This window comes from Microbacterium sp. NPDC003461, assembly GCF_053588335.1.
Genome location: NZ_JBSFPT010000023.1, coordinates 1 through 16704, shown reverse-complemented (window position 1 = coordinate 16704; position 16704 = coordinate 1). Strand labels below are relative to the sequence as shown.

15 protein-coding genes are annotated in these 16704 nt (G+C 74.1%); 9 read left to right on the top strand and 6 right to left on the bottom strand.

Translation table 11 applies throughout. The features are described 5' to 3' along the window. Window positions 1-6 precede the first annotated feature (6 nt). From ACWDR7_RS09920 to ACWDR7_RS09905, 4 genes are all read left to right on the top strand, one after another. A complete protein-coding gene (locus tag ACWDR7_RS09920; RefSeq protein ID WP_449854755.1) occupies window positions 7-1020 on the top strand; it encodes a carbohydrate ABC transporter permease in 1014 nt (337 codons plus the stop codon). Further along, the gene (locus tag ACWDR7_RS09915; protein WP_449854754.1) at window positions 1017-1895 is read left to right on the top strand and encodes a carbohydrate ABC transporter permease; all 879 of its coding nucleotides are present in this window, start codon (window positions 1017-1019) and stop codon (window positions 1893-1895) included. Before ACWDR7_RS09920 ends, ACWDR7_RS09915 begins: the two co-directional genes overlap by 4 nt. Window positions 1896-2038: 143 nt before the next feature. Then, entirely contained in the window at window positions 2039-4372 is a 2334-nt protein-coding gene (locus ACWDR7_RS09910; RefSeq protein ID WP_449854771.1) for a beta-xylosidase/alpha-l-arabinosidase, read from the top strand. A gap of 139 nt (window positions 4373-4511) precedes the next feature. Next, window positions 4512-5675 (top strand): ROK family transcriptional regulator, encoded by a 1164-nt coding sequence (locus ACWDR7_RS09905; RefSeq protein ID WP_449854753.1) that lies wholly within the window; start codon window positions 4512-4514, stop codon window positions 5673-5675. A 24-nt stretch (window positions 5676-5699) separates the two neighbouring features. Here ACWDR7_RS09905 and ACWDR7_RS09900 read toward each other — a convergent pair whose 3' ends face one another. Then, window positions 5700-6617 carry an aldose epimerase family protein gene (locus tag ACWDR7_RS09900; RefSeq protein ID WP_449854752.1) on the bottom strand — a complete coding sequence of 306 codons (918 nt, stop codon included), beginning with the start codon at window positions 6615-6617 and terminating at the stop codon, window positions 5700-5702. Between the two features lie 86 nt (window positions 6618-6703). Between ACWDR7_RS09900 and ACWDR7_RS09895 the strand changes: the two genes are divergently transcribed. The 5 genes from ACWDR7_RS09895 to ACWDR7_RS09875 all read left to right on the top strand — a co-directional run bounded on the left by ACWDR7_RS09895 (window position 6704) and on the right by ACWDR7_RS09875 (window position 12924). Further along, complete coding sequence (locus tag ACWDR7_RS09895) at window positions 6704-7738, top strand: LacI family DNA-binding transcriptional regulator (protein ID WP_449854751.1); 1035 nt, start codon at window positions 6704-6706, stop codon at window positions 7736-7738. A 61-nt stretch (window positions 7739-7799) separates the two neighbouring features. Beyond that, window positions 7800-9413, top strand: a complete 1614-nt coding sequence (locus ACWDR7_RS09890; protein ID WP_449854750.1) for an FGGY-family carbohydrate kinase — start codon at window positions 7800-7802, stop codon at window positions 9411-9413. 11 nt (window positions 9414-9424) lie between these two features. Continuing rightward, window positions 9425-10126: an L-ribulose-5-phosphate 4-epimerase gene (locus ACWDR7_RS09885; RefSeq protein ID WP_449854749.1), complete on the top strand. Its 702-nt coding sequence runs from the start codon at window positions 9425-9427 to the stop codon at window positions 10124-10126. 27 nt (window positions 10127-10153) lie between these two features. Next, window positions 10154-11659, top strand: a complete 1506-nt coding sequence (gene araA, locus ACWDR7_RS09880; RefSeq protein WP_449854748.1) for an L-arabinose isomerase — start codon at window positions 10154-10156, stop codon at window positions 11657-11659. Window positions 11660-11661: 2 nt separating this feature from the next. After that, on the top strand, window positions 11662-12924 hold the full coding sequence (locus tag ACWDR7_RS09875) for a D-arabinono-1,4-lactone oxidase (protein WP_449854747.1): 1263 nt from the start codon (window positions 11662-11664) through the stop codon (window positions 12922-12924). A 28-nt stretch (window positions 12925-12952) separates the two neighbouring features. Here ACWDR7_RS09875 and ACWDR7_RS09870 read toward each other — a convergent pair whose 3' ends face one another. Genes ACWDR7_RS09870 through ACWDR7_RS09850 form a run of 5 tightly spaced genes read right to left on the bottom strand, consistent with a single transcriptional unit; the run spans window position 12953 to window position 16301 of the window. Continuing rightward, on the bottom strand, window positions 12953-13642 hold the full coding sequence (locus ACWDR7_RS09870; RefSeq protein ID WP_449854746.1) for a glycosyltransferase family 2 protein: 690 nt from the start codon (window positions 13640-13642) through the stop codon (window positions 12953-12955). Window positions 13643-13678: 36 nt separating this feature from the next. Continuing rightward, complete coding sequence (gene rfaE2, locus ACWDR7_RS09865; protein WP_449854745.1) at window positions 13679-14485, bottom strand: D-glycero-beta-D-manno-heptose 1-phosphate adenylyltransferase; 807 nt, start codon at window positions 14483-14485, stop codon at window positions 13679-13681. Next, on the bottom strand, window positions 14428-15141 hold the full coding sequence (locus ACWDR7_RS09860) for a bifunctional heptose 7-phosphate kinase/heptose 1-phosphate adenyltransferase (RefSeq protein WP_449854744.1): 714 nt from the start codon (window positions 15139-15141) through the stop codon (window positions 14428-14430). Before ACWDR7_RS09860 ends, rfaE2 begins: the two co-directional genes overlap by 58 nt. Then, window positions 15138-16106, bottom strand: a complete 969-nt coding sequence (locus tag ACWDR7_RS09855; RefSeq protein ID WP_449854743.1) for a glycosyltransferase family A protein — start codon at window positions 16104-16106, stop codon at window positions 15138-15140. The genes ACWDR7_RS09860 and ACWDR7_RS09855 overlap by 4 nt, the downstream gene beginning before the upstream one ends. Continuing rightward, complete coding sequence (locus ACWDR7_RS09850; protein ID WP_449854742.1) at window positions 16107-16301, bottom strand: DUF2795 domain-containing protein; 195 nt, start codon at window positions 16299-16301, stop codon at window positions 16107-16109. Window positions 16302-16704 lie beyond the last annotated feature (403 nt).

The window sequence follows — 16704 nt, the reverse complement described above, 5'->3', positions numbered from 1 at the left end:
CGGACCATGACCGACACCCAGGCACTGCGCTCCGCGCCCGTGCCTGAGAGGATCGCCGACACCGGGGCGGGCACCGCGCCCGCCCCGGTGACCGGCAGGCGGAAGCCGCGGGCCGACTGGCGCAAGCGCGGCGAGATCGCGCTCCTCTCGGGACCGGCGCTCATCGTCTTCGTCGCCTTCGTCATCTTCCCGGTGGTGATGGCCGCGTTCTACGGCTTCTTCAAGTGGAACGGCTTCGGCTGGCCCACCGAGTTCGTGGGGCTGCGCAACTACGTCCTCATCTGGGAGGACGAGACCTTCCGCGCCGCGGTCGGCCACAACTTCGCGATCGTGTTCCTGTCGCTGCTGCTGCAGGGCCCGCTCGCGATCCTGTTCGCCCTTCTGATGAACCAGAAGATGAAGGGCCGCTCGCTCATCCGCGTGCTCATCTTCGTGCCCTACGTCATCTCCGAGGTCGTCGTCGGCACGGGCTGGAGCCTGATGATGCAGGACAACGGCGCCGTCAACTCGCTGCTCGGCAAGCTCGGCCTCGAGTGGCTCCGGCAGTCGTGGATCGCGGATCCCGATGTGGCCATCTGGACCCTGATGCTCATCATCTCGTGGAAGTACATCGGCTTCGCGGTGATCCTCATGCTTGCGGGCATGCAGTCGATCCCGGAGGAGCTGTACGAGGCGGCCGCGATCGACGGAGCCGGGTTCTGGAAGACGCAGTGGAGCATCACGCTGCCGCTGCTCGGCCCGACGATCCGCATCTGGGCGTTCCTGTCGATCATCGGCTCGCTGCAGCTGTTCGACCTCGTCAACATCATCTGGGGCCAGTACGTGGCGGCCACCGCCGGCACGTCCACCATGGCCACGTACATGTACCAGAACGGCCACCTCGCCGGGAACTACGGCTTCGGAAACGCCGTCGCGGTGATGCTGTTCCTCATCTCGCTCACCGTCGCCCTCGTGTACCAGCGCTTCGTGTTGCGGCGCGACACGGCGGGAGCCATCACGGACGGGAGGGCCGAGCGATGACCGCGACCTCGGTGGCGATCCAGGCGATCGGCCGCAACAGGCGCCCCCGCGCGCCGAAGGAGAAGTGGGGCAGCCCCTGGGTGTACCTGCTGGCGGTCATCCTCATCAGCATCTGCATCACGCCGGTGCTGTACATCATCATCGGCGGCTTCCGCACCAACGCCCAGATCACCCAGGACCCGTCGGGCTGGCCGGCGCCCTGGCAGCTCGCGAACTACGGCGACGTGCTCGCGGGCAGCGAGTTCTGGTCGGCCACGTGGAACTCCACCCTCGTCGCACTCGGCACGACCGCCGGCGCCGTGGCGCTCGGCGTGATGGCGAGCTACGTCATCGCCCGCTACGACTTCGGCGGCAAGGGCGTCATGTACTCCCTGTTCGCCGCGGGGCTGATGTTCCCCATCACGGTGGCGATCACGCCGCTGTACCTGCTCGTGCGGAACCTCGGGCTGGTGAACAGCCTGGGCGGCGTCATCCTGCCGCAGATCGCGTTCGCGCTGCCGACGACCATCATCATCCTCGTGCCGTTCCTGAGGGCGATCCCGAAGGAGCTCGAGGAGGCGGCCTCGATCGACGGCACCGGACGCCTCGGCTTCTTCTGGCGCATGGTGATCCCGCTGAGCCTGCCCGGCGTGATCACCGTGGGGATCCTCGCGTTCGTGGGCTCGTGGAACGGCTACATGCTGCCGCTGTTCATCCTCACCGACAGCTCGCTGTACACGCTGCCGCTGGGCGTGCAGAACTTCTCGTCGCAGTACTCCGTCGACACGGCCCGCGTGCTCGCCTACACCTCGCTGTCGATGCTGCCGGCGCTCATCTTCTTCAGCCTGTTCGAGCGCCGCATCGTGGGCGGCCTCACCGGGGCGGTGAAGGGATGACGCCGGTCACGCCCGCGCAGACGACCGAGGCGCCCGCGCTCGCGGCGCAGAAGAAGGAGAACGACGTGACCGACGCCACGCTCACCGCCACCGCCGCGCACCGGGGCGACGCCTCCGAGCGCGTGCGCGAGCTGCTCTCGCGCATGACGCTGGAGGAGAAGGCCGCACAGCTCGTCGGGTACTGGATCGACCAGGGCGGCGAGGTCGTCGCGCCGATGGCCGACGAGATGAGCACGGCGAAGGACGGCCGCTCGCTGGCCGACATCACGCGCGACGGCATCGGGCACTACACGCGCGTCTACGGCACCCGGCCCGTCGAGCCGGAGGAGCGGGCGGCGTGGCTGTGGCGCGAGCAGCGGCGGCTCAAGCGCGAGACGCGCCTGGGCATCCCCGCCATCGTGCACGAGGAGTGCCTCACGGGGCTCGCGGCGTGGAAGGCCGCCACCTTCCCCACGCCCCTGGCCTGGGGGGCGTCGTTCGACCCGGAGCTCGTGGCCGAGATGGGCGAGGCCGTCGGCGCGTCGATGCGCGAGCTGGGCATCCACCAGGGCCTGGCTCCCGTGCTCGACGTCATCCGCGACCCCCGCTGGGGGCGGGTCGACGAGTGCATCGCGGAGGATCCGTACGTCGTCGGGACGATCGGCACGGCGTACGTGCGGGGCCTGCAGGGCGCGGGCGTGCACGCCACGCTGAAGCACTTCCTCGGCTACTCGGGCTCGCAGGCGGGGCGCAATCACGCGCCCGTGCACGCCGGCCCCCGCGAGGTGGCCGACGTCTTCCTCCCGCCGTTCGAGATGGCCATCCGCGACGGCGGGGTGCGGTCGGTCATGAACAGCTACGCCGAGATCGACGGCGTGCCCGTCGCCTCCGATCCCGCCCTGCTCACGACGCTGCTGCGTGACGAGCTCGGCTTCGACGGCGTGGTCGTGGCCGACTACTTCTCCGTCGGCTTCCTCGAGGTGATGCACGGCGTGGCCGCCGACCGCGGCGAGGCGGGCGAGCTCGCCCTGCGCGCCGGCATCGACGTGGAGCTGCCCACGGGCGACGCCTACCTGGCCCCGCTGCTGGAGCGCGTGCGCTCCGGGCTGCTGGACGAGTCGTACCTCGACCGCGCGGTGCTGCGCGTGCTGTCGCAGAAGGAGGAGCTGGGACTGCTCGACGCCGACGCGTTCGAGGACGAGCCGCCCGCGTCGGTCGCGCTCGACGGGCCCCGTCACCGCGACATCGCGCGCCGGCTGGCGGCCGAGTCGGTCGTGCTGCTCGCGAACGACGGCGTGCTGCCGCTGGCCGCCGACGCGCGGCGCGTGGCGGTGCTCGGGCCGAACGCCGACCGCGCCGACGCCCTGCAGGGCTGCTACTCCTTCGCCAACCACGTGCTCGCGCACCACCCCGAGTACGAGATCGGCATCGAGATCCCCACCGTGCGCGAGGCGCTCGAGGAGGCGCTGCCCGATGCGGAGGTCGTCTACGCGCGCGGCTGCGAGGTCGAGGGCGACGGTCGGGAAGGCTTCGAGGAGGCCGTGGCCGCGGCGTCGGCCGCCGATGTCGCGGTCGTCGTCGTGGGCGACCAGGCCGGCCTGTTCGGCCGGGGCACCGTGGGCGAGGGCAACGACGTGGAATCGCTCGATCTGCCGGGCGTGCAGCGCGAGCTCGTGGAGCGCGTGGCCGCCACGGGCACACCCGTCGTCGTCGTGCTGCTGACGGGGCGCCCGTACGACCTGGCGTGGGCGCTCGACGCGCCCGCGGGCGCCCGGCCCGCCGCGGTGCTGCAGTCGTTCTTCCCCGGCGAGGAGGGCGGGCGGGCGATCGCGTCGATCCTGACCGGCGAGCAGAGCCCCTCCGGGCGGCTGCCGCTGAGCCTGCCGCGCTCCGCGGGTGCCCAGCCCTACGGCTACCTGCGCCCGGTGCTCGGCGGTCCCTCGGACGTCACCTCCACCGACTCGACGCCCGTGCGGCCGTTCGGATTCGGCCTGGGGTACACGACCTTCTCGTACACCGACCTCGACGTCGACGCGTCGGCGGCGACGGACGGGCGCTTCGCGGCGGCCGTGACGGTGTCGAACACGGGCGAGCGCGCCGGGGTCGACGTCGTGCAGCTGTACGGGCGCGACGTCGCCGCCTCCGTCACCCGCCCCGTCGCGCAGCTGCTCGGCTACGCCCGCGTGGCGCTGGAGCCGGGCCAGTCGCGCCGCGTGGCCTTCGACGTGCCGGCCCAGCGCTTCGCCCTCACGGGTCGCGACCTGCGACGCGTCGTGGAGCCCGGCGAGGTGGAGGTGTGGGTCGGCTCGCACGCCGAGGCGTCGCCGCGGGCCGCGCAGGCGCAGGAGTCCACAGGCGGCGTCATCGCGAACGCGCGGGCGCAGGCCGCCAGGGACGTGCCGGGCGAGGCGACGACGCGAGCAACCGTCGTGCTCACGGGCGACGTGCACGCCGTGGGCCCGGACGACCCGCGCACGGTGACGGTGACCGTGCGCTGACCCGCCCGCGGCCCGACCCCCGCTTGCCCGAGGCGGGGGTCGGGCCGCGCCGTCGCCGCCCCGGCCGTGCCGTCGCGGGGCCCGTCCCGCCTGCCGATATCGTGGCGGGGACAACAAACCCGGCGGGACGAGGTGGCGGATGGTCGAGCGCGCGATGAGTCTGGAGGGCGTGCGCCGCGCCAATCTCGGCGAGGTGCTGCGGCTCGTGCACCACGAGGGTGCCCGCTCCCGCGCGATGCTCACCGCCGAGACGGGGCTGAACCGCTCCACGGTCTCCGACCTCGTCACGGCGCTCGCCGGCGCCGGCCTCGTCGAGGAGCGGGATCCGGACCCGACCCGGCGGGTGGGTCGGCCCTCGCCCATCGTGGCCCCGAGCGACGACGTCGTCGCGATCGCCGTCAACCCCGAGGTCGACGCGCTCGAGGTCGGCGCGGTCGCACTCGGCGGTCGGGTGCGCGAGCGCGTCCGCGAGGAGGCCGGCGGACCCGCGGGCGTCGACGAGGTGGCGGCGGCCGTCGCCCGGATCGTGAGCGGATGGCGCGCCGGGGCGCTGCGCGGCGCGCGGATCGTGGGGATCGGCGTGGCCGTGCCCGGTCTCGTCCGCGCGGCGGACGGGATGGTCCGGCTCGCGCCCCACCTCGGATGGCGGGAGGCCGACGTCGCGGGACGGATCGAGGACGCCACGGGGCTGCCGGTCGCCGTCGGCAACGACGCGTCACTGGGCGCGCGCGCCGAGCGGCTGTTCGGCGCCGCGCGCGACCACGGCGACGTCGTCTACCTGAACGGAGGCCCGTCCGGCATCGGCGGCGGCGTCGTGATGCAGGGCGTCGCGATGGGCGGCGCGGACGGCTACGCGGGGGAGTGGGGCCAGAGCCGCCCGAGCATCACGGAGGCCGCGGACCGCCGGGTGCCTCGCGGCGTCCTGGAGGACGAGGTGAACAGGGCGAGGCTGCTCGACGCGGCCGGCCTCGGCGTCGCCGACGACGAGGCACTCGCCCGCGCGCTCGCCGCGTCGGCAGATCCCGCCGTGGCGGCCGAGATCGCGCGGCAGCGGCGGGTCCTCGCGGCGACGCTCGCGAACGCCGTCAACGTGCTGAACCCCTCGGTGATCGTGCTGGGCGGGTTCCTCGCCATCCTGCGCGCGCACGATCCGGAGGGCCTGGTCGCGGCGGTGCGGGCGCAGGCGCTCGCGGCGCCCGCCGAGCGCGTCGAGATCCGCGCCGCCGCGCTCGGCGCCGACCGCCTGCTCATCGGCGCCGCCGAGGCCGCGTTCGAGCCCCTCCTGGCCGACCCCCTCGGGTGAGGTGAGCTGCTTCTGGCGAACCGGTCAGCGCGGGACGACGGTGAGCGACCAGGCGGCCGAGGCCGATTCGCCCGGCGCCAGCGTGAACACGCCGTTGCCGGCGATGCCGCGGTCGAACAGGTTGAAGCCGTCGTTGGCGTTCGTCGCGGGCTCGAGCGCGAAGAAGTCCTTGTTCGGCGGTGCGAAGAGGATCCGCTGCGTGTACAGCGGGTCGGCCTCGTGCACGATGTCCAGCGCCTCGTACCGGATCAGCGACGCGCCGTCGTCGGAGAGGCCGGTGAGGTCGTCGTCGATGTGCACGTCGCCGAGGGTGCGCAGCTCGCGGAAGTCGACGCGGGGCTCGACGGGGACGGGGGCGTCGTGCGGGATGCACTCGACGAGCTCGAACATCTCGGCGGCGGGGATGCGCACGCGCACCTCCTCGGCGTCGCCGTCCATGCGGCGCACGAAGTACGGGTGGTGGCCGAAGCCGGCCGGCACGGGCTCCTCGGCCTCGTTGCGCAGCAGCGTGTCGACGACGAGCCGGTCGCCGCGCAGCTCGTAGGTGAGCTCGGACGAGAAGCGCCACGGCCACTTCTGCGGGGGCACCCCCTCCGAGTCGAAGCCGAGACGCAGGAGCTCCGGCGTGCGCTCGAGCACCCGCCACGGGTGGTTCATGGCCACGCCGTGCAGGGCGTTGCGGTCCTTCTCGTTGCGGTCCAGCTCCCACGTCACGCCCGCGAACGAGAACAGGCCGCCGGCCACGCGATTGGACCACGGGATCAGCGGATAGCTGGCCGTCGCCGAGGCGGCGGCGGCGCCCGGCTCGGGCGTGGGGCGGAGCACGTCGCGCCATCGGCCCTCGTGCCGCACCTGTCCGAAGGCCACGGATCCGCCCGTCCCGGGCAGGATGCCCACGCGCCAGTGATCGTTCTCCAGCACGTCGATCGGATTCTCGCTCACGTCGATCCCTTCCGGCGCCGGCTGCCCTGCGCGGCCCCGGGGTCCATCCTCGCGTACGGTGCGGCGCCGTGGCTACGCTGAGGCGCATGCCCCGCACCCGGCCGCCGTCGATGAGCGATGTCGCGGCCGCCGCCGGCGTGTCGCATCAGACGGTCTCGCGCGTGCTGAACGGTCATGCGTACGTGCGGCAGGACACGCGCGAGCGGGTGCTCGCGGCGATCGAGACGCTCGGCTACCGCCGCAATCAGGCCGCGCGGGCGCTCGTGACCGCGCGCACCGGCGTGCTGGGCGTCATGACGGCGGGCACCACGCAGTTCGGCATCGCCAGCGCGGTCCTCGCGATCGAGCGCGCCGCGCGCGCATCCGGCTTCTTCGTGTCGCTCGCCTCGCTCGCCGCGCCCGACTCCGAGGGCGCGGCCCGCGTGCTCGATCGGCTCATGGATCAGGGCGTCGACGGCGTGGTCGTGATCGCGCCGACGCGGGACATCGCGCTCCTGATCGACGGGATCGCGCTGCCCGTGCCCGTCGTCGTGGTGGCCGCGCGCGGCGACGCGCCCGGGGCCGGCGCGGCGCGGTACGTGTCCATCGACCAGCGCGCGGGCGCGGCGGCGGCCACGCGGCACCTGCGCGAGCGGGGCCACGAGCGCATCGCCCACGTGCAGGGCGAGGACGACTGGTTCGACGCGATCGAGCGCGCGGGCGGGTACGCCGACGCCATGCGCTCGGCCGGAGCGCCGCCGCGCATCCTGCGCGCCGGGGGATGGAGCGCGCGGCACGGGCACGCGGTCGGCGTGCGCCTGGCCGACGAGGTGCGCGACGGCGCGGTCACGGCGGTCTTCTGCGCCAACGACTACCTCGCCATCGGCGTGGTCCACGCGCTCGCCGAGGCCGGGCTGCGCGTGCCGGACGACGCGTCCGTCGTGGGCTTCGACGACATCGACGGATCCGCGCACCTCCTGCCGCCGCTCACCACGGTGCGGCAGCCGTTCGAGCGGCTCGCCGACGAGGTGGTGCGGGCCATCGCGGGCGGGGAGGACGGCCGCGGCGCCGTGGCGCCGGAGCTGATCGTCCGCGGCAGCACGGCGCCGCCGCCGGGTGCGGGTTCCGCGCGGCGTGTGTGAGCGCTAACATGTCCGGGGGCCGGCATCGGCGACGGATGCAGACGACGACGGGAAGCGAGCGATGACGCAGCGAACCATCACATCGGCGCGCGAGGCCATCCGGGAGGGACGCGCCTCGCTCGGCATCGAGCTCGGATCCACCCGCATCAAGGCGTGTCTCGTCGATGCCGACGGCCGCATGCTCGCCTCGGGCCACCACGCGTGGGACAACGAGCTGGCCGACGGCCTGTGGACCTACCGGCTCGACGACGCGCGCGCCGGTCTCCGGTCCGCGTACGCGGCGCTCGCGGCGGAGGTCGAGCGGGAGCACGGCGAGCGTCTCGAGCGGCTCGCGGCCGTGGGCGTGTCGGCCATGATGCACGGCTACCTCGCGTTCGACGCCGACGGCGAGCTGCTCGTCCCGTTCCGCACCTGGCGCAACGTCAACACGACGCGGGCGGCCGCGGCCCTCTCCGACGCGCTCGATGTGAACATCCCGCTGCGCTGGTCGATCGCCCACCTGAACCAGGCGGTGCTGGACGGTGAGGAGCACGTGGGGCGCATCGCGCACATCACGACCCTCGCGGGCCACGTGCACGAGCTGCTCACGGGCGAGCGGGTGCTCGGCATCGGCGACGCCTCGGGCATGTTCCCCGTCGATCCCGCGACGGGCGACTACGACGCGGAGCGGATGCGCACGGCCGACGCGCTGCTCGCCGACGCGGGCGCGCCGCACCTGCGGCTGGGCAGCGTGCTGCCGCCCGTGCGCCGCGCGGGGGAGCCGGCCGGCGCGCTCACGGCCGAGGGCGCCGCGTTGCTGGACGCCACCGGCGTGCTGCGCCCCGGCGCCGTCGCCGCGCCGCCCGAGGGCGACGCGGGCACCGGCATGGTCGCGACGAATGCCGTCGCCCCGCGCACGGGCAACGTGAGCGTGGGGACGAGCATCTTCGCGATGGTCGTGCTCGAGCGGCCCCTGGCGGGCCGCCACGCCGACATCGACCTTGTCGCGACGCCCTCGGGCGAGGCCGTGGCCATGGTGCACTGCAACAACGGCGTCAGCGAGCTGGGCGAGTGGGCGGGCGTCTTCCACGAGTTCGCCGGCCGCGTCGGCTCGTCCGCCACGCGAGACGAGGTGTTCGGCGCGCTGCTGGGCGGCGCCCTCGATGCCGGCGCGGACGACGGCATCCTCGCCTACAACCACCTCTCGGGCGAGCCGATCGCCGGGCTCGACGAGGGCCGCCCCATGATCGTGCGCACCCCCGAATCGCGCCTGACGCTGGCCGGCCTCATGCGCGCCCAGGTGCGCGGCGCGTTCGCGACCCTGAGCATGGGCATGCGCACGCTGGCCGGCGAGGGCGTGCGGATCGACGAGATCAGCGCGCACGGCGGCATGTTCCGCACGAAGGGCGCCGCGCAGCGGCTGCTCGCCGCCGCGCTGGGCGCGCCGGTGGCCGTCTCGGACACCGCGGGCGAGGGCGGCGCGTGGGGCATGGCGCTGCTCGCGCGGTACGCCGCCGAGGCCCGCCGCGGCGAGGTGCCGCCGCTGTCCGAGTGGCTCGCCGCCCGCGTGTTCGGCGAGATCGACGCCGTGCGGGTGGAGCCGACCGAGGCGGACCGCACCGACCACGAGGCGTTCCTGTCGCGCTGGGAGGCGGGCCTTTCCGCCGAGCGCGCCGCCGCCGAGGCCATCCGCTGAAGGGAGAGCACATGCCCGCCGTGAACGAGGTGCCCGCAGGGATGCGCGCCGCGGTCGACGCCGCGAAGGAGAGGGTGGCGCGGCTGCACGCCGAGCTCATCCGCTGGGAGCTGGTCGTCTGGACGGCCGGCAACGTCTCCGAGCGGGTCAAGGGCGTGGGCGGCGCCCCCGATCTGCTCGTCATCAAGCCGTCGGGGGTGTCGTACGACGAGCTCGACGCCGACGCCATGGTGGTCACCGACCTCGACGGCGAGCTCGTCGAAGGCGACCGCAGCCCGTCGTCCGACACGGCCGCGCACGCCTACGTGTACGCCCACATGCCGGAGGTGAACGGCGTCGTGCACACGCACTCGACGTACGCGACGGCGTGGGCCGCGCGCGGCGAGGAGATCCCGTGCGTGCTCACGATGATGGGCGACGAGTTCGGCGGGGCGATCCCCGTCGGGCCGTTCGCCGTCATCGGCGACGACTCGATCGGCCGCGGCATCGTCGAGACGCTCTCGGGCCACCGCTCCAAGGCCGTGCTCATGCGCAACCACGGCCCCTTCACGATCGGCGGGGATGCGAAGGAGGCGGTGAAGGCGGCCGTCCTCCTCGAGGAGGTGGCGCGGACCGTGCACATCTCGCGCCAGCTGGGTGACCCGATCGCCCTCCCGCCGCAGATCGTCGACTCGCTCTTCGATCGCTACCAGAACGTCTACGGCCAGCGCTGAGGCGCCGGGCACACGAAGGAGAATCGCATGACGAAGCCCTATGCCGACAAGGAGGTCTGGTTCCTCACGGGGAGCCAGGGACTGTACGGGGAGGAGACCCTCCGCCAGGTCGCCGAGCAGTCGCGCGAGGTGGCGACCGTGCTCGACGCGCACGAGGTCGTGCCCGCGCGCATCGTCTGGAAGCCCGTCCTCACCGATTCGGCCGCCATCCGCCGCGCCATGCTCGAGGCGAACGCCGACGACGCCGTGCTGGGCGTCGTGGCCTGGATGCACACGTTCAGCCCCGCGAAGATGTGGATCGCGGGGCTCGAGGAGCTGCGCAAGCCGCTGCTGCACCTGCACACGCAGGCGAACGTGGCCCTGCCGTGGGACACGATCGACTTCGACTTCATGAATCTGAACCAGGCCGCCCACGGCGACCGCGAGTTCGGGTACATCCAGAGCCGCCTCGGTGTGGCCCGCAAGACGGTGGTCGGGCACGTCAGCGACGAGCGCGTCGCGGGCGAGGTGGCCACGTGGATCCGCGCCGCGGCGGGCCTCGCCGCCGCCCGCGGCATGAAGGTGGCGCGCTTCGGCGACAACATGCGCTTCGTCGCCGTCACGGAGGGCGACAAGACCGAGGCCGAGATCCGCCTGGGCGTGCAGGTGAACACGTGGGGCGTGAACGAGCTCGTCGCGCGCGTCGAGGCCGCCACCGACGCCGAGATCGACGCGCTCGTGGCCGAGTACGAGCGGCTGTACGACGTGGCCGACGAGCTGAAGCCCGGTGGCGCGCGCCACCAGTCGCTGCGCGACGCGGCGGCCATCGAGGCCGGCCTGCGGGCGTTCCTCACGGAGGGCGGCTTCGACGCCTTCACCGACAGCTTCGAGGACCTCGGCGCGCTGAAGCAGCTGCCGGGCATCGCCGTGCAGCGGCTCATGGCCGAGGGCTACGGATTCGGCGCGGAGGGCGACTGGAAGACCGCCGTGCTCGTGCGCGTCGCCGCCGTCATGGGCGCCGGCCTGCCGGGCGGCGCGAGCCTCATGGAGGACTACACCTACGACCTCACGCCGGGCGAGGAGCTCATCCTCGGCGCCCACATGCTCGAGGTGTCGCCGTCGCTGACGACGACGCGGCCGAGGGCGGAGATCCATCCCCTCGGCATCGGAGGCAAGGACGATCCCGTGCGCCTCGTGTTCACGGCCGACCCGGGCCCCGCGCTCGTCGTCGCCCTCAGCGACATGCGCACGCGCTTCCGCCTCACGGCCAACGTCGTCGAGAACGTCGAGGCGCCCGATCTGCCCAAGCTCCCCGTCGGCCGGGCCGTGTGGCACCCGCAGCCGGATCTGCCCACGAGCGCCGCGTGCTGGATGGCCGCCGGCGCCGCCCACCACACCGTCATGACGACCGCGGTGGGCGTCGACGCGTTCCGCGACTTCGCGCAGATGGCGGGCATCGAGCTGCTCGTCATCGACGAGCACACGACGACGGCCGGCTTCCACAACGAGCTGAAGTGGAACCAGGTCTACCACCACATCGCGGAGGGGCTGTGAGCATGGCGGATGCCGGCGCCAACTGGGCGGGCAACATCGCGTACCGGGCGCGGCGGGTGCTGCGCCCGGGTTCGCTCGACGAGCTGCGCGACGCGCTCGCGGGATCCGAGCGCGTGCGCGTCGTGGGCACGCGCCACTCCTTCAACGACATCGCCGACACCGACGGGGTGCAGGTGTCGCTGGAGGGCATGCCCCGTGAGATCGAGCCGCTCGACGGCGGGGTGCGCGTGTCGGCGGGCCTGCGGTACGGCGACGTCGCGCCCGTGCTGCACGCGCGCGGCCGGGCGCTGGCGAACCTCGCCTCGCTGCCGCACATCTCGATCGCCGGATCGGTGGCCACGGGCACGCACGGGTCGGGGAACGGCCTGCGCAGCCTGTCCGCGGCGGTGCGGGCGCTCACCCTCGTGACGGCCGACGGCGAGCTCGTCGAGCTGCGCCGCGGTGATGCCGACTTCCCCGGCGCCGTCGTGTCGCTCGGCGCGCTCGGCGTCGTCACGAGCCTCGAGCTCGACACCGAGCCGGCGTACGATGTGGCGCAGCAGGTGTTCGACGGGCCCCGTTGGGACGACGTCCTGGCGCGCCTCGACGAGGTCACCGCGCTGGGCGACAGCGTGAGCGTGTTCACCACGTGGGCCGATCCGGACGTCGCGCAGCAGCTGTGGGTGAAGCGGCGCGTGCCCTCGGGCGGCCTCGCGCCGCTCGACGGCGAGGTGCCGGCGGCGGTGGGAGCCGTGCCCGCCGACGGGCCCCGCCACCCCGTCCCGGGCGCCGACGCCGCGGCGTGCAGTACCCAGGGCGGCGTGCCCGGCGCCTGGTTCGAGCGCCTGCCGCACTTCCGCCTCGAGTTCACGCCCTCGGCCGGCGACGAGCTGCAGAGCGAGTACCTCGTGGCGCGCGAGCAGGCGGTCGCCGCGATCGAGGCGCTGCGCGGCATCGCCCCGACGGTCGCGCCCGCGCTGCACGTGTGCGAGGTGCGCACGGTGGCGGGCGACGACCTGTGGCTGAGCCCGTCGGGCGGGCGCGATTCCGTGGCGCTGCACTTCACGTGGCGCAGCGACGAGGCCGCGGCCCGGCGCGCCGTGGCGGCGGTCGAGGGCGCGCTGGTTCCGTTCGACGCGCGACCGCACTGGGGCAAGATCTTCGGCACGGATCCGGCCGACATCGCCCGCCGCTACCCGCGCTGGCAGGACTTCCGCGCGCTGCGCGAGCGGATGGATCCGCGGGGCGTCTTCCGCAACGGCTTCCTGGAGCGACTCGGGCTCTGAGTCGCGCGCGCCCTCGGGCGCGGCGCCCTCACCCGCGGCGCAGCCAGCCGCGGGCGTGGAGGTAGCGCAGGAACTCGTACTTCTCGCGGATGAGCCCGGCGAACTGGTTGCGGGTGTCGGGGATGAACAGGAACGTCGCGCGCGAGCGGCGCAGCGTCCAGCCGTTCAGGTGCGCGGCGACGTAGCTGAGCCAGACGTCCTCGACGAAGCGGAAGCGATCGGGGCACGCGAACAGCCGCTCGTCGAGGAACACCGCGGTGTCGATGATCATGCCGCACGTGCCGAGGTACTGCGCCCGGTGCCCGCGGCGCACCGGCAGGCGCAGCCAGTAGTGCGGCGGCAGAGGGAAGCGGTAGGCCCACCAGCCGCTCGCGCTGCGGGGCCGCGCCTCGGCGTGCAGCGTGGCGATCGCCCGCGGGCCGAACAGCTGATCGTCGTCGACGAACACGACGTAGGGGTGGGCGGGCGCGAGCTCGCGCGCCAGGTGGAAGCGGCCGAAGCCGCCGATGTTCTCGTCGTGGTGGTGGAACCGCACGGTCAGCGGGCTCGCCTCCGCCGCGCGCTCCAGCTCGCCCGCGATGGCCGGATTGTTGTTCCACACGTGCAGCTCGACGCGGACCCCCGTCTGCGCCTCGAGCGCGCGCAGCGTGCGGGGGAAGTACTCCGGGCGACGCCACGTGCACATGACGACGGGGACGGTGGGGACCGAGTCGCTCACGGTCGCAAGGATAGCGGGGCGGATCCGGAGGGCGGATCAGCGCAGCGGCGCGCGCTGGGCGATGCGGGTGACGATCTCGCTCGTGGAGTGCGCGGGGATGAAGTCGAGGATCCGCACCGTTCCCCCGTACGCCCGCACGACGGCGGTCTCCTCGAGCATCTCGGGCACGTAGTCGCCGCCCTTCGCGTAGATGTCGGGCCGCAGGTCGGCCAGCAGCGCCGAGGGTGAGTCCTCGCGGAAGACGGTGACGTAGTCCACGCTCTCGAGCGCCTCGAGCACGCGCGCCCGGTCCTCCACGGGGGTGACCGGGCGGCCGGGTCCCTTGAGTCGGCGCACCGACGCGTCGTCGTTGAGCGCCACGACGAGCACGTCGCCGAGCTCCTTGGCCTGCCGCAGATGCGCGGTGTGGCCCAGGTGCAGCAGGTCGAAGCAGCCGTTCGTGAAGACCACGGTGCGGCCGCGCTCTCGCTCGCGCGCGAGGGCGGCGCGCAGGGCGTCGTGGTCGAGCGTGCCCGGCACCCCGGTGGCGGGCGTGTGCACGTCCGCCAGCGCGCACACGGCGGTGCCGGGGCGCGAGACGACCACGTCGGCGGCCCGCTGGGCGAAGTCGGCGGCCTCGGCGGGCGCGGCGCCCACGGCCAGCGCGACGGCCGCGGCCGCCACGAACGTGTCGCCCGCCCCCGCGGCCTGGTGCTCGGGCGCGGGGCGCGCGCGGGTGCGGTGCGTCGCCGCCCCGGTCCCGCCGGCCCCGCGCTCGAGCAGCACGGTGCCGTCGCGATCCAGCGTCACGATCGCGCGCTCGGCGCCCGCCGCGTCGAGCACCTCGGTCGCCGCGGCGGCCACGTCCTCGGCGCGCGCCGGCCCTCGGGCAGGGCCCGCCCCAGCAGCACCGCCGCCTCAGCCGCGTTGGGGGTGACGAGATCGGGCCGCAGCGGGGCCCAGCGCGCGATGTCGTGCGCGTCGACGACGATCCGGGCCCGCGGGCGCCGCTCGGCCAGCCGCCGCGCGAGCTCGTCTCCCAGCAGCCCGCCGTCGTAGTCGCAGACGACGAGCGTCTCGTCGGGCTCGGGCGCGATCGCGGCCAGCAGCCGGTCGGTGTCCGCCCGCGCCGGGCGGGCGCGGTCCACGCGCACAAGGATCTGGTCGTCGCCGACCACGCGCGTCCTGCACGCCGTCGGCCGGCCGCCGTCGACGAGGAGCCCGGCCGTGTCGACGCCCGCCGCCGCGAGCCGATCCCGCAGGGCCGCGCCCTCCGCATCGTCGCCGACCTCGGCCACGACGCGCACGCGCGCCCCGAGGGCGGCGAGATTGGCCGCCGTGTTGCCCGCCCCGCCGGGGCAGTCCACCTGCTCGGCCTCCTGCACCACCGGCACGGGCGCCTCGCGGCTGAGCCGCCGGACCCCGCCGCGCAGCCAGCGGTCCAGGATGACGTCGCCCACCACGAGCACCCGTGGCGCCGCGGCGCCGACGTGGCGGACGATCCCGCTGAAGTCCCTCATGCCCACTCCCGTACCCGATCCGCCCGCCCCCTACACGTCTGCGCCGCGATCTCTTGCCGGCGCGAGGACCGCTTCGGAACGTTTGCGCGCGGGCGCCGCGGGGAACAGATCGGCAGAGGACACAGACCGACCGCGACAGGGGAGCGCGAGTGAGGACGACGCGGATGCCCGCCGAGGCGCCGCCGGCCGACGGCCGATTCGACGAGGTGCTGAAGATCGCCGTGCTGCGCGGCGGCGGTCTGGGTGACCTGCTGTTCGCCCTGCCGGCGCTGGATGCGCTGGCCGAGGCGTACCCGGAGGCCGAGATCGTGCTGCTGGGCACGCCGATGCACGCCGCGCTGCTGCGCGGCCGGCCGGGCCCGGTCGCGCGCGTGGAGGTGCTGCCGAAGACCAGGGGGGTGCACGGGGGCGAGCATGAGGACGACCCGCGCGCCACGGGCGCGTTCATGCGACGGATGCGGGCCGAGGGCTTCGACCTCGCCTGCCAGATGCACGGCGGCGGGCGGTACTCGAACCCCTTCCTCCTCGCGCTCGGCGCGCGGCACACCGTGGGCACCGCGCCGCCGGACGCCGCGCCGCTCGAGCGCACGCTGCCGTACGTGTACTACCAGCACGAGGTGGTGCGCCGGCTCGAGACGGTCGCGCTCGCCGGGGCGCCGTCCGTGGGCCCCGAGCCGACGCTGGCGGTGACGCCGGCGGAGCGGCGGCGCGGCCGCGAGCTGACGCTCGCGGCCCTGTGCCTGCAGCACGCGCCGCATCGCGGCCACGGCGGCGTGCGAGGGGGCCTCGTCGTCCGACTGATCGCTCACGATCACGCGGAACGGCGGATCGTCCTGCGCCGCGAGGCCCGCGAGGGTGACGGCGAGCTCGGCCACGCGGCCCGCGGTGGGGATCAGGACGTCGACGAAAGGTGCGGCCGGCGCGGCGGGCGTGGCCCACGCGCCGGCCGCGCGGCGCGAGGCCACTCAGCCGCCCGAGACGGCGCTGCTGACGGCGGCGGGGGAGTCGAACGAGTCCTCGCCGGCCGATTCGAGCGCCGAGACGAGATCGTCGGGGGCGCCGTTCTCCCGCGCGCGGGCGACGAGATCCTCCTTGCGCGCCGGGTAGTCGACGCCGCCGAGGTACTTCTGCAGCTCGATGGGGGCGGGGTTGTCGGCCATGATCGCTCCTCTCGTGATCGGACGCGGCCATGCTAGGAAGCCGATGGTCCCCAGGCGCGGGGGTTGACACCGGGCCGCGGCGGGCTCGGCGACGCCGCCCTGCGCAGGCCCGTCGCCGACGGCCCGCGCGGCGGGCGACACGCCCGGGATGATGCGCCGGTTTGCCCCACCCGCCGCATCGGCGTAATGTTTCATCTGTCGCCGCCAAGCGGTGAGGTTGAGCCGAGAGGCTCCCATCCCAAGTAGGCGACACAAACCCCGACGAAGATCCTCGCAAGAGGGTGACGAGTCGTGGTGCGAATGCCCCGGAGGGCTGCAGGGGGACCTGCAGGGCTGGGTGCGTCCGATCCTTGAGAACTCAACAGCGTGCACTTGTCAAATGCCAAATAACCTCGTCGGCTGA

Coding starts and splice junctions, on each gene's coding strand:
- ACWDR7_RS09885 (WP_449854749.1), top strand. CDS start 9,425: ATGCCCGCCGTGAACGAGGTGCCCGCAGGGATGCGCGCCGCGGTCGAC.
- ACWDR7_RS09920 (WP_449854755.1), top strand. CDS start 7: ATGACCGACACCCAGGCACTGCGCTCCGCGCCCGTGCCTGAGAGGATC.
- ACWDR7_RS09910 (WP_449854771.1), top strand. CDS start 2,039: ATGACGCTGGAGGAGAAGGCCGCACAGCTCGTCGGGTACTGGATCGAC.
- ACWDR7_RS09875 (WP_449854747.1), top strand. CDS start 11,662: ATGGCGGATGCCGGCGCCAACTGGGCGGGCAACATCGCGTACCGGGCG.
- ACWDR7_RS09915 (WP_449854754.1), top strand. CDS start 1,017: ATGACCGCGACCTCGGTGGCGATCCAGGCGATCGGCCGCAACAGGCGC.
- araA (WP_449854748.1), top strand. CDS start 10,154: ATGACGAAGCCCTATGCCGACAAGGAGGTCTGGTTCCTCACGGGGAGC.
- ACWDR7_RS09905 (WP_449854753.1), top strand. CDS start 4,512: ATGGTCGAGCGCGCGATGAGTCTGGAGGGCGTGCGCCGCGCCAATCTC.
- ACWDR7_RS09895 (WP_449854751.1), top strand. CDS start 6,704: ATGCCCCGCACCCGGCCGCCGTCGATGAGCGATGTCGCGGCCGCCGCC.
- ACWDR7_RS09890 (WP_449854750.1), top strand. CDS start 7,800: ATGACGCAGCGAACCATCACATCGGCGCGCGAGGCCATCCGGGAGGGA.
- ACWDR7_RS09860 (WP_449854744.1), bottom strand. CDS start 15,141: ATGAGGGACTTCAGCGGGATCGTCCGCCACGTCGGCGCCGCGGCGCCA.
- ACWDR7_RS09850 (WP_449854742.1), bottom strand. CDS start 16,301: ATGGCCGACAACCCCGCCCCCATCGAGCTGCAGAAGTACCTCGGCGGC.